This window comes from Polaribacter sp. ALD11, assembly GCF_002831685.1.
Classification (GTDB): Bacteria; Bacteroidota; Bacteroidia; order Flavobacteriales; family Flavobacteriaceae; genus Polaribacter.
Genome location: NZ_CP025119.1, coordinates 1,587,770 through 1,602,285 on the forward strand (window position 1 = coordinate 1,587,770; position 14,516 = coordinate 1,602,285).

General features: G+C 31.3%; 16 protein-coding genes and 1 pseudogene. 11 read left to right on the forward strand and 6 right to left on the reverse strand.

Going from position 1 to position 14,516, the window contains the following annotated elements; translation table 11 throughout:
• Positions 1-7: 7 nt before the first annotated feature.
• Both CW731_RS07065 and CW731_RS07070 read right to left on the reverse strand, forming a co-directional pair.
• Positions 8-1,900, reverse strand: a complete 1,893-nt coding sequence (locus tag CW731_RS07065) for a SulP family inorganic anion transporter (RefSeq protein WP_100946057.1) — start codon at positions 1,898-1,900, stop codon at positions 8-10.
• 53 nt (positions 1,901-1,953) lie between these two features.
• Entirely contained in the window at positions 1,954-2,550 is a 597-nt protein-coding gene (locus CW731_RS07070; protein ID WP_100947650.1) for an NUDIX hydrolase, read from the reverse strand.
• Between the two features lie 7 nt (positions 2,551-2,557).
• Here CW731_RS07070 and pyrE point away from each other — a divergent pair, with 7 nt between their 5' ends.
• Together pyrE and CW731_RS07080 are read left to right on the forward strand one after the other, a co-directional pair.
• The gene (pyrE, locus tag CW731_RS07075) at positions 2,558-3,199 is read left to right on the forward strand and encodes an orotate phosphoribosyltransferase (protein WP_100946058.1); all 642 of its coding nucleotides are present in this window, start codon (positions 2,558-2,560) and stop codon (positions 3,197-3,199) included.
• Positions 3,200-3,211: 12 nt separating this feature from the next.
• Entirely contained in the window at positions 3,212-3,601 is a 390-nt protein-coding gene (locus CW731_RS07080; RefSeq protein ID WP_100946059.1) for an orotate phosphoribosyltransferase, read from the forward strand.
• Here the strand turns inward: CW731_RS07080 and CW731_RS07085 are convergent.
• A complete protein-coding gene (locus CW731_RS07085; protein ID WP_100946060.1) occupies positions 3,598-4,329 on the reverse strand; it encodes a biotin--[acetyl-CoA-carboxylase] ligase in 732 nt (243 codons plus the stop codon). The genes CW731_RS07080 and CW731_RS07085 overlap by 4 nt on opposite strands.
• Before the next feature lie 88 nt (positions 4,330-4,417).
• On the opposite strand from CW731_RS07085, the gene rsfS reads away from it, so the two are divergent.
• Genes rsfS through CW731_RS07120 form a run of 7 tightly spaced genes read left to right on the forward strand, consistent with a single transcriptional unit; the run spans position 4,418 to position 9,745 of the window.
• Positions 4,418-4,786 (forward strand): ribosome silencing factor, encoded by a 369-nt coding sequence (gene rsfS / locus CW731_RS07090; RefSeq protein WP_100946061.1) that lies wholly within the window; start codon positions 4,418-4,420, stop codon positions 4,784-4,786.
• A 20-nt stretch (positions 4,787-4,806) separates the two neighbouring features.
• Positions 4,807-6,792, forward strand: coding sequence for an ATP-dependent zinc metalloprotease FtsH (gene ftsH, locus CW731_RS07095; RefSeq protein ID WP_100946062.1), 1,986 nt, complete (start codon positions 4,807-4,809; stop codon positions 6,790-6,792).
• Positions 6,793-6,814: 22 nt separating this feature from the next.
• Positions 6,815-7,399 carry a hypothetical protein gene (locus CW731_RS07100; protein ID WP_100946063.1) on the forward strand — a complete coding sequence of 195 codons (585 nt, stop codon included), beginning with the start codon at positions 6,815-6,817 and terminating at the stop codon, positions 7,397-7,399.
• Between the two features lies 1 nt (position 7,400).
• Positions 7,401-8,195, forward strand: coding sequence for a phosphatidate cytidylyltransferase (locus CW731_RS07105; protein ID WP_100946064.1), 795 nt, complete (start codon positions 7,401-7,403; stop codon positions 8,193-8,195).
• A gap of 2 nt (positions 8,196-8,197) precedes the next feature.
• Positions 8,198-8,854 (forward strand): phosphatidylserine decarboxylase family protein, encoded by a 657-nt coding sequence (locus CW731_RS07110; RefSeq protein WP_100946065.1) that lies wholly within the window; start codon positions 8,198-8,200, stop codon positions 8,852-8,854.
• 2 nt (positions 8,855-8,856) lie between these two features.
• Complete coding sequence (locus CW731_RS07115) at positions 8,857-9,123, forward strand: acyl-CoA-binding protein (RefSeq protein WP_100946066.1); 267 nt, start codon at positions 8,857-8,859, stop codon at positions 9,121-9,123.
• A 7-nt stretch (positions 9,124-9,130) separates the two neighbouring features.
• The gene (locus tag CW731_RS07120) at positions 9,131-9,745 is read left to right on the forward strand and encodes a YceI family protein (protein ID WP_100946067.1); all 615 of its coding nucleotides are present in this window, start codon (positions 9,131-9,133) and stop codon (positions 9,743-9,745) included.
• Positions 9,746-9,812: 67 nt separating this feature from the next.
• Here the strand turns inward: CW731_RS07120 and CW731_RS07125 are convergent, their stop codons facing one another.
• On the reverse strand, positions 9,813-10,688 hold the full coding sequence (locus CW731_RS07125) for a TIGR01777 family oxidoreductase (protein WP_100947651.1): 876 nt from the start codon (positions 10,686-10,688) through the stop codon (positions 9,813-9,815).
• Positions 10,689-10,814: 126 nt separating this feature from the next.
• Between CW731_RS07125 and CW731_RS07130 the strand changes: the two genes are divergently transcribed.
• Positions 10,815-11,939, forward strand: coding sequence for a VWA domain-containing protein (locus CW731_RS07130; protein WP_100946068.1), 1,125 nt, complete (start codon positions 10,815-10,817; stop codon positions 11,937-11,939).
• 61 nt (positions 11,940-12,000) lie between these two features.
• Positions 12,001-13,467 carry a sigma 54-interacting transcriptional regulator gene (locus CW731_RS07135; protein ID WP_100946069.1) on the forward strand — a complete coding sequence of 489 codons (1,467 nt, stop codon included), beginning with the start codon at positions 12,001-12,003 and terminating at the stop codon, positions 13,465-13,467.
• Positions 13,468-13,548: 81 nt separating this feature from the next.
• Here the strand turns inward: CW731_RS07135 and CW731_RS07140 are convergent, their stop codons facing one another.
• Together CW731_RS07140 and CW731_RS07145 are read right to left on the reverse strand one after the other, a co-directional pair.
• Complete coding sequence (locus CW731_RS07140; protein WP_100946070.1) at positions 13,549-14,124, reverse strand: YdeI family protein; 576 nt, start codon at positions 14,122-14,124, stop codon at positions 13,549-13,551.
• 15 nt (positions 14,125-14,139) lie between these two features.
• Positions 14,140-14,503, reverse strand: a pseudogene (locus CW731_RS07145) (peptidase M28); the annotation flags it as partial.
• Positions 14,504-14,516: the final 13 nt, after the last annotated feature.

Genomic DNA, 14,516 nt, shown 5'->3' on the forward strand with positions numbered 1-14,516 from the left:
TTATCCCCTAAAACTTATACTCCCCTAATGGCTTGGGAAACTTTTCTGGATTTGCTGCTAAGTGGTAGCGAGGATCATCGATTCCTTCTTCTATAATGCCTGTAAAAATAGGAGACGCTTTGTACAAGAGTACTTTACAATCTTCACTTAAATGTTTTAGCGTTACCTTTTTACCAGCAGCTTGGTATTTTTCTACCAAAGCAAAAATAGCTTCAATAGCAGAGTGATCTGTTACACGTGCTTCTACAAAATCGATTTCAATATTTTCTGGGTCTGTTTTAATTTCAAACTTATCATTAAAATCGGTAATACTTCCGAAGAACAATGGTCCCCAGATTTCGTAAACCTTTGTTCCGTCTGCTTTAAAACGCTTTCTCGCTCTAATTTTCTTAGCGCTTGTCCATGCAAAAGACAATGCAGAAATAATAACTCCTACAAATACAGCAATTGCCAAATCGAAGAAAACGGTTACTGCAGAAACAATGATTAATACAAATGCATCTGACATTGGTATTTTCTTTAAAATTCTAAAACTAGACCAAGCAAATGTTTCGATAACCATCATAAACATTACACCAACCAAGGCTGCAATAGGCACTTGCTCTATGTATTTGTCTGCAAATAATATAAAGGTAAGCAGTGTTAACGCCATCATTACACCAGACAAACGACCACGCCCGCCAGCATTAATATTTATAACTGTTTGGCCAATCATACCACAACCACCAGTTCCACCAAATGCGCCACTAAGAATATTTCCTGCTCCTTGTGCAACACATTCTTTGTTTCCGTTACCTCTAGACTCTGTTAATTCGTCTACCAAATTCATGGTCATTAACGTTTCTATCAACCCAACCGATGCTGCTAAAAATGCATACGGCGCAATAAATTGTAAAGTATCTAAATTAAAAGGAAGGTTGCTCCATAATTCTAAGACGTTTAAATTTTTAGAAAGTTCTGCTATTCCGTTTAAACCTGCTCCACCACCATCTCTAATAAAATCGCCTACATTAATAGAGCTCAAACCACTAAAAATTGAAATTAAAGTAACAATTAAAATAGCAGTTAGTGCAGCTGGTATTTTTGTTGTTATTTTGGGTAAGCCCCAAACGATTAACATGGTTAATAACACCAAACCAATCATTGTGTATAAAGCTTCTCCTTGCAGTGAAGATTTTACAACGCCACTATCTTTTACTGAATAAAAGCCTTCTTCCGAAGCATTATAAACAACTTTTTTAGTCTTTATATCAAAAACTTGACCATCTGACACTAAAAACACTTCTTCGTCTGTACTACTATTTATTACTGAATTTCCATCAATAGAAAATAATACAGTATTTGATGCTAAATCTTTTACCTGGTTATCAGATACTTTGTAAACCAAGTCTTTCGATTCGGTTTTACGCATATTTTGTCCGAAGAAATCTTTTTTATTTTCTTTAAACATGCCTAATTGCGCCATAAAAATAACAATGGCTAATCCGTTTACAAATCCCATCATTACAGGATGCGGAATTAAACGTACAAATTTCCCTAGCTTAAATACACCAGCAAATACCTGTATAATTCCCATTAAAACAACGGCTGCTAAGAGATAAAAGTACCCCATATTTTCTACAGGCGTATCAAATAATAAGCCTTTTGCATGTCCTTCTTGTATCATATGTACAAAAATAACAGCTACTGCTCCTGCTGCTCCAGAAATTAAACCTGGTCTTCCACCAAAAACGGCAGAGATAATTCCAACTACAAAAGCACCAAATAAAGCGACTATTGGGCTAATTTGTGCCACAAAAGCAAAAGCAACAACTTCGGGTATCATTGCTAGCGAAACGGTTATTCCTGCAAGAACGTCATCTTTTGCATTGGGTAATATCTTTTTAATAAATTCAGTCATCTTTTTTGTGCCTTTTTAGAAGTCGGCAAAGATAGAATGTTTTTTGGGGAATATCACATTTTAAGATAGCTATCATACACCAACTCAATATTTTTGTATGAATTTTTAAGCGCTTTTACAACTTCCTCTTTATTCTTAAATAGCACTTTTGTAATTCCCTCTTCTAATTGCGGTACCAGTTCTTCATCATAATCCGAAGTCATTAAAAACCAATAGGTTTCTTTTAATTTCATTCCTTCTTGAAAATAGACATGATAGGTTGTTAACAAAGGTTTAATCAATTTTAAATCATAAATACCACACTCCTCTTCTACTTCTCTAATAGCGGTTTCTTCTATAGACTCTCCTATTTCAATTCGACCTTTGGGCAAGTCCCATTTTTTAGATCTATAAATAAATAGTATATCTTTTTTAGTGTTTAAAACCAAGCCACCAGCTGCAGAAACAATATGAAAAGTCTTTAAAAAGTCTTGCCAACCCTTCTCTAAATCAGGGGTATATAAGTTCACTCCTTTAATCTTCTTGTTTTTAAGTTTGTGAACAATTTCTTCTGTAATACTATTCTTAAGAATGTAAACAGGATAGTTATTCTCTTTTATTTGTGAAGATGTTAAAATAATTGGGGTATCATTTACAAAAACTTTATACATTTGCGGTATGATTTTAAACAAAGATACGGCAAAAAAAACAGCTGAACTTTTACTACAAGTAAAGGCTATAAAGCTAAACCCAAATGACCCATTTAATTGGGCTTCAGGTTGGAAATCGCCAATTTACTGCGATAATAGAGTGACACTTTCTTATCCACCAGTTCGTATTTTCTTAAAAGAAGAAATTGCTAAAATTGTAGAGAAAGAATACGGTAAACCAGACGTTATTGCTGGGGTTGCTACAGGTGCCATTGCTATTGGTATTTTGGTTGCTCAAGAATTAGGTGTTCCATTTGTATATGTGAGACCAGAGCCTAAAAAACATGGTAGAAAAAACCAAATTGAAGGGCATCTAGAAAGCGGACAAAATGTTGTGGTTATTGAAGATTTAATAAGTACTGGTAACAGTAGTTTAAATGCGGTTGATGCTCTTAAAGAGGCTGGCGCAGTTGTTAAAGGAATGGTTGCTATTTTTTCTTATGGTTTTGAGGTTGCTACTGAAAACTTTAAGAATAAAAATATAAAGCTAGTTACCTTAAGTAATTATGAAAGCTTATTAGAACAAGCATTAGATAGTAATTATATTTCTGAAAAAGAATTGACTACATTGCATGAATGGAGAAGTGAACCAAGTACTTGGAAACAATAAAATAGATATAAAATGAATATTGAAGGAAATACAGTTATCTTAGAAAAGTCTCAAGAAGAATTGTTCAACTTTTTTAGTGATTTGAATAATTTTAAACAAATTATGCCAGAAAACACCAATAAATTTGAAGTTGATGGTGATTCTTTCTTATTCGGTTTACCTGGTATGCCAGAAATTAGATTGGTTTTAAAAGAAAAAACACCTTTTTCGAACATTACGTTAGGTGCTGCAAGTAGTAAATTATCTTTTACATTGTCTGCAGATATTACGAAGCTTGAAGAAAACAAAAGTGAAGTTGCTTTAAGTTTTAATGGTGATTTTAACCCAATGATGGCAATGATGGTTAAAAAACCTTTAACAAAATTTGTAGATACTTTATCTGAAAATATAGGTAAACTTTAGAGAAAAGAAACTTCTTTAATACCAAATTCTAAAATGACTTCTTCTTCTGTTTCTATTTGAAGTTTTCCATGATTAGAAATGCCACGAATAATTCCCATAAATAAAACGTCTTCACTATCTTTAAACATAGTGGGGATGTTTTTTTTATACAAAACATTAAGATAATCCACTTCTAAAGTTTTAAAGTTCTTAGCATTTAACAATGCTATTCTAGCTTTAAATTTTAAAATAATCTGTTTTAAGAGTTTATCTAAATTATAACTTTTATCGGTAATCAATTTTAAAGAGCTCGCTTTTTTTAGGTAATCTGGGAATATCGTTTGATTCACATTTAGCCCAATACCTATTACAGAAGATGAAATTTCTGTACCTTTTAAACTATTTTCTATTAAAATACCACATATTTTTTTGTTTCCTGACAGAATGTCGTTGGGCCATTTGATACAAACAGACGGAATACTTACATCTTCTAAAGCATCAAAAAGAGCTAAAGAAACGGCAAAATTTAAGTACTTTTTCTCTAAAACACCCAAGCCTTCAAACCTAACAAAAACACTAAACATCAGGTTTTTACAAGGCTCAGACACCCAACTATTGCCTTGTTGCCCTCTTCCTTTTAACTGACTATCTGTAACAACAATTGTAAAATTATCTACAGTAGAATTTACCGCCAATTCTTTTAAAAAAGAATTGGTAGAATCGATGGCATTAAGTTTGATTGTTTTCAAGTGTTAAATAAAGTGTAAAGTAGTTCAATAATACACAAAATAGTCGCAAAAATATAATAACTTTGCGTTTAAATTTAGAAAAAAATTAATGACTAAAAAGCAAGTAAGTACAGACGATTTAATCTCTGTAATAATTCAGGGTATTGAAGAAGTTAAAGGAGAAGACATTCAATTACTAGACTTACGAGGAATAGAGAATACCGTTTGCGATTATTTTATAATCTGCTCTGGTAATTCGAACACACAAGTAAAAGCAATTTCTGGTTCTATTCAAAAAATAGTTAGCAAACAAATTAAAGACAAGCCTTGGCATATTGAAGGGGAAAACAACGCTGAGTGGGTTTTAATGGACTATGTAAATGTTGTAGTACACGTTTTTCAAAAGCAAATTAGAGATTTCTATGATATCGAAAGCCTTTGGGGAGATGCAAAAATCACAGAAATAAAACCAGCATAAATTTTTAGATTTTATAAAAAATGAACGAAAATAAAAAAGATAAGAATACAAATACGCCCAAATTTAAATTCAACGCTTATTGGATTTACGGTGCAGTAATAGTACTATTAATTGGTTTTCAGTTTTTTAGTAGTGGAGATTTAGCTACTAAAAGTATCTCAAAAAATGAATTTAATGAAGTTTTAAGAGAGAACGATATATCTAAAATTATAGTAGTAAATAATAATGTCGCTCAGATTTTTATAAAAGAAGAAGCAATAAAAAAATCTAAATATCAGAAATTAATAAACTCTGCTTTTTACAGAAAGGGTACTTCTCTTTACGAATACAATTTTGGAGATTTACAAAATTTTGAGAATGACTTAGAAAAAGCTAAAAAAGATAATGAACTTACTTTCGACTTAAAAAATGAAAGTAGAACTAGTATGGTAGATACTTTAATTGGTTTCTTGCCTTTTATTATATTAATTGCTGTTTGGTTATTCTTTATGAAAAGAATGTCTGGTGGTGGTGCTGGTTCTGGTGGTGGAGGTCAAATTTTTAGCATCGGAAAATCGAAAGCGAAATTATTTGACAAAGACACAAAAGTAAAAACAACTTTTGCTAATGTTGCTGGTTTAGAAGGCGCAAAAGAAGAAGTTCAAGAAATTGTAGATTTCTTAAAAAACCCAGAAAAATATACTTCTTTGGGTGGTAAAATACCAAAAGGAGCGTTATTAGTAGGACCTCCTGGAACAGGGAAAACATTACTAGCAAAAGCCGTTGCTGGTGAAGCAGATGTTCCTTTTTTCTCATTATCTGGTTCAGATTTTGTAGAAATGTTTGTAGGTGTTGGTGCTTCTAGAGTAAGAGATTTATTTAAACAAGCTGCACAGAAATCACCTTCAATTATTTTTATTGATGAGATTGATGCTGTTGGTAGAGCGCGTGGAAAAAACAGTATGACTGGTGGTAACGATGAACGTGAAAACACATTGAACCAGTTATTAACAGAAATGGATGGTTTTGGTACAGATACCAATGTAATTGTAATTGCTGCTACCAACCGAGCAGATGTTTTAGATAGTGCATTGTTACGTGCTGGTCGTTTTGACAGACAGATCTATGTAGATTTACCAAACATTAATGAAAGAAAAGAAATTTTTGAAGTTCATATTAAGCCTTTAAAACTTGCAGATGATGTTAAAGTTGACTTTTTAGCGCAACAAACTCCTGGTTTTTCTGGTGCAGATATTGCTAATATGTGTAATGAATCTGCTTTAATTGCTGCTAGAAAAGGGCAAAAAGCAATTCATCATCAAGATTTCTTAGATGCTGTAGACAGAATTGTTGGTGGTTTAGAAAAGAAAAACAAAGTAATTACACCGAAAGAAAAGAAAGTTATTGCTTTTCATGAAGCGGGTCATGCAACTATAAGCTGGATGCTAGAACACGCAGCACCTTTGGTAAAGGTTACCATTGTACCTAGAGGACAATCTTTAGGAGCTGCTTGGTATTTACCTGCAGAGAGATTAATTGTGCAGACAGAACAAATGCTAGATGAAATGTGTGCTACTTTAGGTGGTAGAGCTGCAGAGAAAATTATTTTTAATAAAATTTCTACAGGAGCATTAAGCGATTTAGAAAAAGTAACCAAACAAGCTAGAGCTATGGTTACAGTGTACGGTTTAAACGAAGAAGTAGGAAATATTACTTATTATGATTCTTCTGGGAACGATTCTTTTGTAAAACCTTATAGTGACGATACTGCTAGGACAATTGATAAAGAAATTTCTAAAATGATTGAAGCTCAATACCAAAGAGCCATTGAATTATTAGAAAACAATAAAGAAAAACTAACTACATTAGCAGAATTACTGTTAGAAAAGGAAGTTATCTTTAAAGATGATTTATTAAAAATATTTGGAAAAAGACCTTTTGAAGAACTAGATGCAGTAATAAAAGTTGAAAAAAAAATTGAAGAAGAAGTAAATGTTCCCTCAGTAGCAAAAAGCACTGAAGAATAATTTAATATTCGACAATTAAAGAATGAAATTTTTTAAAAAACTATTTAACATACCTATTAAAGAAGATAAAGATATCCAAAGACAAGAAGTAAATTTGTCTTTGGATGACTTATTCGTGCATAATTTTATTAAAAAAGGGGGTAAATTTCTATACTGTCTTAAAGAAGAAGAAGTCAAAGAGAACATAAAAAGTATCTTATTTGAAAATAACTGGAGTAAAATTTCAGTTACAAATGCAGAATTACTTCCTTATCTTAATAAAAAAGAGGTTGCTGTTGACTCAATATTCAAAAAATCGCTTCCTTTTTTCACTACTTGCGAACATTTAATTGCTGACAATGGAGATATTCTTTTTTCATCAAATCAATTAAAAAGTAATAAGTTATCTGAACATTCTGAAAACTTTATCGTATACGCTACAACTAGTCAACTTGTTAGAAATACAAATGAAGGTTTAACGGGCATAAAAACAAATTCTAAAGGTATATTACCCACTAACATTTCATCCGTTAAAGATTACGAGATTAATAAAATAGATGATAATTTTTTAAACTACGGTAACAGTAACTCAAAAAACTTATATTTGCTGCTGTTAGAAGATTTATAATATGCGCAACCTTTTAAGAAGGAGTTTTTCTGGAATCATTTATGTTTTAATTTTTATATCTGCTATTCTTTTTTCTAAAGAATCTTATATTACATTGGTCTCCCTTTTTGGTCTCGTTGCTATTTGGGAACTTGCTAAAATGATAAACTTTAAAAGTATAATTTCTTATATACTATTTGGTATCACCTTATTTTTAATGCTAAAAAGACCCGATAGCTATGCTATTGCTATTATTTTAGGAATAAACATATTATCTTCAATATACCTTATTTATCAACTTTTTAGAAAAAAAGAAATTATATTTTCTACTGAAAGAGAAAAACTAGGTCTAACTATTAGATATTTAATATTCTCATTTTGTTTCTTAATTTTATTACCTTTTTACAATCAAAACTACACCCCATATTTAATGATCTCTATTTTAGTGCTTATTTGGGTAAACGATAGTTTTGCTTTTATAGTGGGAAAAAACTTTGGTAAGACAAAATTATTTGTTTCTGTTTCACCAAAAAAAACAATAGAAGGCTTTATAGGTGGTTTTATTTTTGCCCTCATAGCTGGATATATAATTAGCATATTTAATTCAGATTTATCTCTAATTAATTGGTTAATTATTGCTGCAATTGTAGCTATTATTGGAACTATTGGAGATTTAGTAGAATCGAAACTAAAAAGACAAGCAAAAATAAAAGATAGTGGTACTATTATGCCAGGTCATGGAGGAATTTTAGACAGGTTAGATAGCTTGTTGTTTGCTGCTCCGTTTGTATATTTGTATATTAACTTTATTATTTAAGTATGATTCGTTTTCACAAAGAAGGTTATAAGATTATTGTAATTGCTTTTATACTATCTATTGTAGGTATTTTATTAGCAGAGAAATTTATTGAAATTATTTGGCTGGTAAAAGCCATTCAAATAGTAATTTTAGTTTTATTATTTACTGTATTGCAATTTTTCAGAAACCCGAAAAGAGCAACTAGTTTAGATGAACGTACAATTATTGCGCCAGTAGATGGTAAGGTTGTTGTTATAGAAGAAGTTGAAGAACCAGAATATTTTAAAGATAAAAGATTACAGGTTTCTATATTTATGTCTCCAATTAACGTGCATGTTACAAGATATGCTATGAGTGGTGTTGTTAAATACAGCAAATATCATCCAGGAAAATATTTAGTTGCGTGGCATCCTAAAGCATCTACAGAGAACGAAAGAACAACTGTAGTAATAGAAAACGATGCTATGGGTGAAATTCTTTACAGACAAATTGCAGGTGCATTAGCAAAAAGAATTGTAAACTACGCAAAAGTAGGTGATGAAGTAATACAAGGTACAGACGCCGGTTTTATAAAATTTGGGTCTAGAGTAGATTTGTATTTACCTCTTGGTACAGAGTTGACTGTAAAATTAGGTGATAAAGTAAAAGGAGGAACTCAAGTAGTTGCAAAAAAATAAATATGAATTCTGATTTAGACATAGCGTTTAAAGAAGCCTTTAGTCAAATTTCTAAATTAGAGGAAGCTGTAGCACCAGATATTATGCTAAAATTTTATGCATATTATAAACAAGCAAATTTTGGCAGCAATCTTCCTTTTGATGGTGAAACAGATGTTAGAAATGCTTTTAAAATAAATGCATGGATGCAAATAAAAGACATGTCTTCTAACGAAGCAAAAAAAGAATATATCAAATTAGCAAACTCAGTATTAAATAACAATAAATAAAGAAAACATGAGAAAAGTATTTATTCTATTACTAACAATTTCATTAAGTGTAAGTTTTACTTCTTGTAAATCTGATAAAAAAACTGACAAAACCACTGACGCTGAAAAAAACGCTGCTTTTTCATTAAAAAAAGCAACCAATGAAATTAATTTTACAGCCTATAAATTTACAGAAAAAACACCCGTTGGTGGTCAATTTAGGCAAATAGAAATTACTTCTGGCGGTGCTGGAAATACGATTAAAGAGGCACTACATAATACTGAATTTTCAATTCCTGTAAGTAGTATTTTTACAAAAGATTCTAGTAGAGATTATAAAATTCAGAAATTTTTCTTTGATGTAATGAGTAACACAAAATTACTTTCTGGTAAATTAATGATAGAAAACGACTCTATTGGTTCTGCAATGATTAAAATGAACGGAGTTTCAGAAAAAGTTCCTTTTAAATATACTATTGTAAACAATACTTTTGCAATGAGCGCAACGATGGATGTAAGTAAATGGAATGCATTAGACGCTTTAGCTTCTTTAAATAAAGTTTGCGAAGCTTTGCATACAGGTGCCGACGGAGTTTCTAAAACATGGAGTGATGTTGCTTTAAACATTATTTCAGAATTTTAAGACACTCTTAAACAATATCTATACATATAGAAAAGGATACACTTTAAAAATGTATCCTTTTTTGCATTTATAAATTTTCTAAAGCTACTTTTAATTCTCTGTATTTAAAAACAAAGCCTTTTTGTGCTATTTTTTCTGATGACAATCTACTTCCTTCTAACAAAATAATTGCCAATTCTCCAAAAATCAATTTTAATAAAAACCCAGGAACAGCAATTGGTACATAAGGTCTTTTGATAACTTTTGCCAATGTTTTAGAAAAGGTTTTACTGGTATGATATTCTGGTGACGCGGCATTGTATATGCCTGTAAAATCGTCTTCAACAGCTTTTATATATAAGTTACATAAATCATCTACATGAATCCAAGGCATATACTGTTTTCCTGACCCTAAAGGTGTAATTACTGGTGTTTTCATTTTGTCTAAAGCACCTCCTTTTTTAGATAGAACAACTCCTGTTCTTAGAATTGTTACCGGAATATTTAATACTTTAAATTGATTGGCTGCTGCTTCCCATTTTTGGCAAACTTCACCTAAAAAATCATTGCCAACCGCAGCTGTTTCTTTATAAATTTTATCCGTAGTTTTTGCTCCGTAATAATTACTTCCAGAAGCAGATATAAATCCTTTTAAAGAGATCTTTTGTTCTTTTATTTTATTGAATAATAAATTAGCTGTTTCTACTCTACTGTCAATAATCACTTTTTTTCTTTCTACTGTCCAACGTTTGTCTGCAATTCCTGCACCTGCTAAATGAATTATATAATCTATATTTTCAAGAGCTTTAGCATCAATAAAATTTTTAGAAATATTCCATTCAAATTCATTTTCTGCTAACGGATTTCTACTTAAAACTCTTACTTCATGGTTTTTATCGATTAACAATTCTGTTAATCGAGTTCCTACTAAGCCTGTACCTCCTGTAATTAATATTTTTGCCATGCTGTAAAGATAATTATTTTTTTTGTTTACTTTTTTTAGTGTTTCATAAAACAAATCTATACAAATATCTAATAAACTAATCTAAATACTTTTTTAAACGTTTCTTAAAGTCGTATTTTTATAGTGATGAAAAACAATAAAAAAAGAAAAGGTTTTGTCTTTAAAACCTATGAATTAGAAAATCAATCTCCGTTTGAGATGCTTTTTGAAATATTTAAAGAGCTAATTACACATACTTCTGGCGATTTTGATGAAGCCATCGATTGGTTGCGTTCTCTAGATGTTGAATATAAGTTGACCGATGAAAACTATACCATTGATGATTTTATTGAAGACTTAAAAAAGAAAGGCTACATCAAAGAAGAGTTAAAAGGTGATGGAATTGGTCAAACAAAGATTACTCCGAAAACAGAACGTGCGATTAGGCAACAAGCCTTAAATCATATCTTCGGAAAAATTAAAAGAAGTGGCGCTGGAAATCATAAAAATAAATCTCCAGGAATTGGAGATGAACATACAGGAGATTTAAGAGCCTATCAATTTGGAGATGCTTTAGACAAGGTTTCTGTTACTGAAAGTATTAAGAATGCTCAAATAAATAACGGGATGGATAATTTTAGTCTAACCGAAAACGATTTGGTGGTAGAAGAAACCCTGCACAAAAGTCAAATGAGTACTGTTTTAATGATAGATATTAGCCATTCGATGATTCTCTATGGCGAAGATAGAATTACACCTGCCAAAAAAGTTGCGATGGCTTTGGCGGAATTAATAACCACGCGTTACCCGAAAGACACCTTAGACATTATTGTGTTTGGGAACGATGCTTGGTCTATTAAAATTAAAGATTTACCTTATTTACAAGTGGGGCCTTATCATACAAATACCGTTGCTGGTTTAAATTTAGCGATGGATTTACTTCGTAGAAAAAGAAACACCAACAAACAAATTTTTATGATTACCGATGGTAAACCAAGCTGCTTGCGTCTGCCCGATGGTCAATATTACAAGAACAGTAATGGTTTAGACAAATACATTGTAAATAAATGTTATGCAATGGCGCAACAAGCCAGAAAATTGCACATTCCAATTACCACTTTTATGATTGCACAAGATCCGTATTTAATGCAATTTGTAAGAGCTTTTACACAAGCCAATCAAGGAAAAGCATTTTACACAGGTTTAAAAGGTTTGGGAGAAATGATTTTTGAAGATTACGAAACCAATAGAAAGAAAAGGATTAAAGGTTAAAAACAAGTTACAAAATTGCAATATATAAAGTTGCAAAGTTTGTTTCATCTAAAATAAAGAAATGAATTTAGAAAGCATAAAGACATTAGGCGAGTTAATAAAATCTGGATATACTTCTAGAGGTATAAAAGATGAATTAAGAGAAAATCTTATTGAAAAAATAAAGCGCAAAGAAACTGTTTTTGAAGGCGTACATGGATATGAAAATACCGTGATTCCAGAATTAGAAAGAGCTATTTTAAGTAAACACAATATTAATTTACTAGGATTAAGAGGACAAGCAAAAACACGTTTGGCAAGATTGATGGTCAATTTATTAGACGAATACATTCCTGTGGTAGAAGGTTCGGAAATTAATGATGATCCATTAAATCCCATTTCAAGATTTGCAATTGAATTGATCAAGGAAAAAGGAGATGAAACACCAATTTATTGGATGCACAGAAAGGAGCGTTTTGCAGAGAAACTTGCAACCCCAGACGTTACTGTTGCAGATATTATTGGAGATATAGATCCTATTAAAGCTGCCAATTTAAAGTTAAGTTATGCAGATGATCGAGTGATTCATTACGGAATGATTCCTAGAGCAAACCGTTGTATTTTTGTAATTAATGAGTTACCCGATTTGCAAGCTAGAATTCAGGTGGCTTTATTTAATATTTTACAAGAAGGCGATATTCAAATTAGAGGGTTTAAAATGCGTTTGAATTTAGATATGCAATTTATTTTTACTGCAAACCCAGAAGACTACACCAATAGAGGAAGTATTGTTACGCCTTTAAAAGATAGAATTGGTTCGCAGATTTTAACCCATTATCCCGAGGATTTAGAAACGGCAAAAACCATTACACAACAAGAAGCAAACAAAGCAAGTGCTCAGAAAGATTTTATAGAAGTGCCAGAATTAGCGAAAGATTTGTTAGAGCAAATTGTTTTTGAAGCGAGAGAAAGTGAATATATCGACGCTAAAAGTGGTGTAAGTGCACGTTTAAGTATTTCTGCTTTTGAGAATTTATTAAGTACTGCAGAAAGAAGGGCATTACTTTCTGGTGATGATAAAACAATGATTCGTCTGAATGATTTCGACGGAATTATACCTGCAATTACTGGTAAAGTAGAATTGGTATATGAAGGCGAACAAGAAGGCGCGCACGTAGTTGCAGAGAGTTTGATAAAAAAAGCAGTGATCACTTTATTTCCTACTTACTTTCCTGAAATTAAAAAATTAGAGAAACAAGATGAAGAAACGCCTTATGATGCTATTATTTCTTGGTTTTTTAATGCCGAAGAAGATTTTGAATTGTTAGATGAACATTCTGAAGAAGAATATAAAACAGCGTTAGATAAAATAAAACCTTTAGATAATTTCATCAAAAAATACCAGCCAAATAGGAATGAAGCTGATACTTATTTTATGAAAGAGTTTGTCTTGTGGGGTTTGGTCGAGTTTAAAAAATTAAGCAAATATCGTTTTGCAGAAGGAACGCAATTTAAAGATCCTTATGGTAGTTTTATTAGCGGATTGTAATAAAAAATCTTCGACAAGCTCAGGCTAAAAAAAAACTGAAACCTCACAGGTTTTAAAAACCTGTGAGGTCTTTTATTAAGACTACCAAGTATCTCTAGATTTTATATTTTGCTCACAAAAAGAGATAATTGCTGTAATTCTTTTCTGTCTTGTTGCTTCTCTTTTGGCTTGATACAACCAATACAAATAATTTTTCCTATAACTTGGTGCAAAATTTTTATAATTAGCAAAAGCTACTTTATTGGTATTGAATTCAAGTTGTAAATCTTCAGGAATTATTCCTTTTTCAACTTCATCTAGAGCAGACCAAGAGCCATTTTGTTTGCCTATTTCAATAATTTCTAAACCTTTTTTATGCATTAAGTTTTCAGAAATTAATACTTCAATATATTTTTTATTTAAAGCGCTCCAAATACTTTTCGTATTTCTTTTACAAAAATATTGTCTGCGTTTTCCATTCCCTAAACTCTTTACAGTAGCATCTATCCAACCAAAACACAAGGCAACTTTTACTGCTTCTTCCCAGCGCATTGATGCTTCTTCGTTTTCTACTTTATAAAAAATAAGATAAACCCCTTCAGATAAAGTATGATTTTCAGACAACCAACTTCGCCATTCAACATCATTTTTAAAATATAATTCTGGTTTCTTTAACATGTATTATCTTAAAATTTTATTCGGATACTTTGTTCCTTTTTGAATTGCCACGACATTTACAACCCAAGCATCATGAGGCACTCTCCTGTTTGCTTTTTTTTGTAACAAAATCCTTTTGATAAGAAACATCGATACAATTATTACAGGCTTTAGAAATGGTTTCGAATTCCGACTTTATCCAACGTCTTGCCGCACCAATTCCTCTTGTCTTCGAGATAGTGTCTGAAAATGTATTTCTTGTTCCGAATTCTGTTAATGTTTTTACATCTGCTTTAATTCTTTCCGCAGAAACAGCATTTATAATATCATATATTTTAGCATCTGTTTGTGCTGAAATTGATAGTGTAACAAATAGCACTAAAAGGATTATTATTTTCACTTTAAAAAGTTTT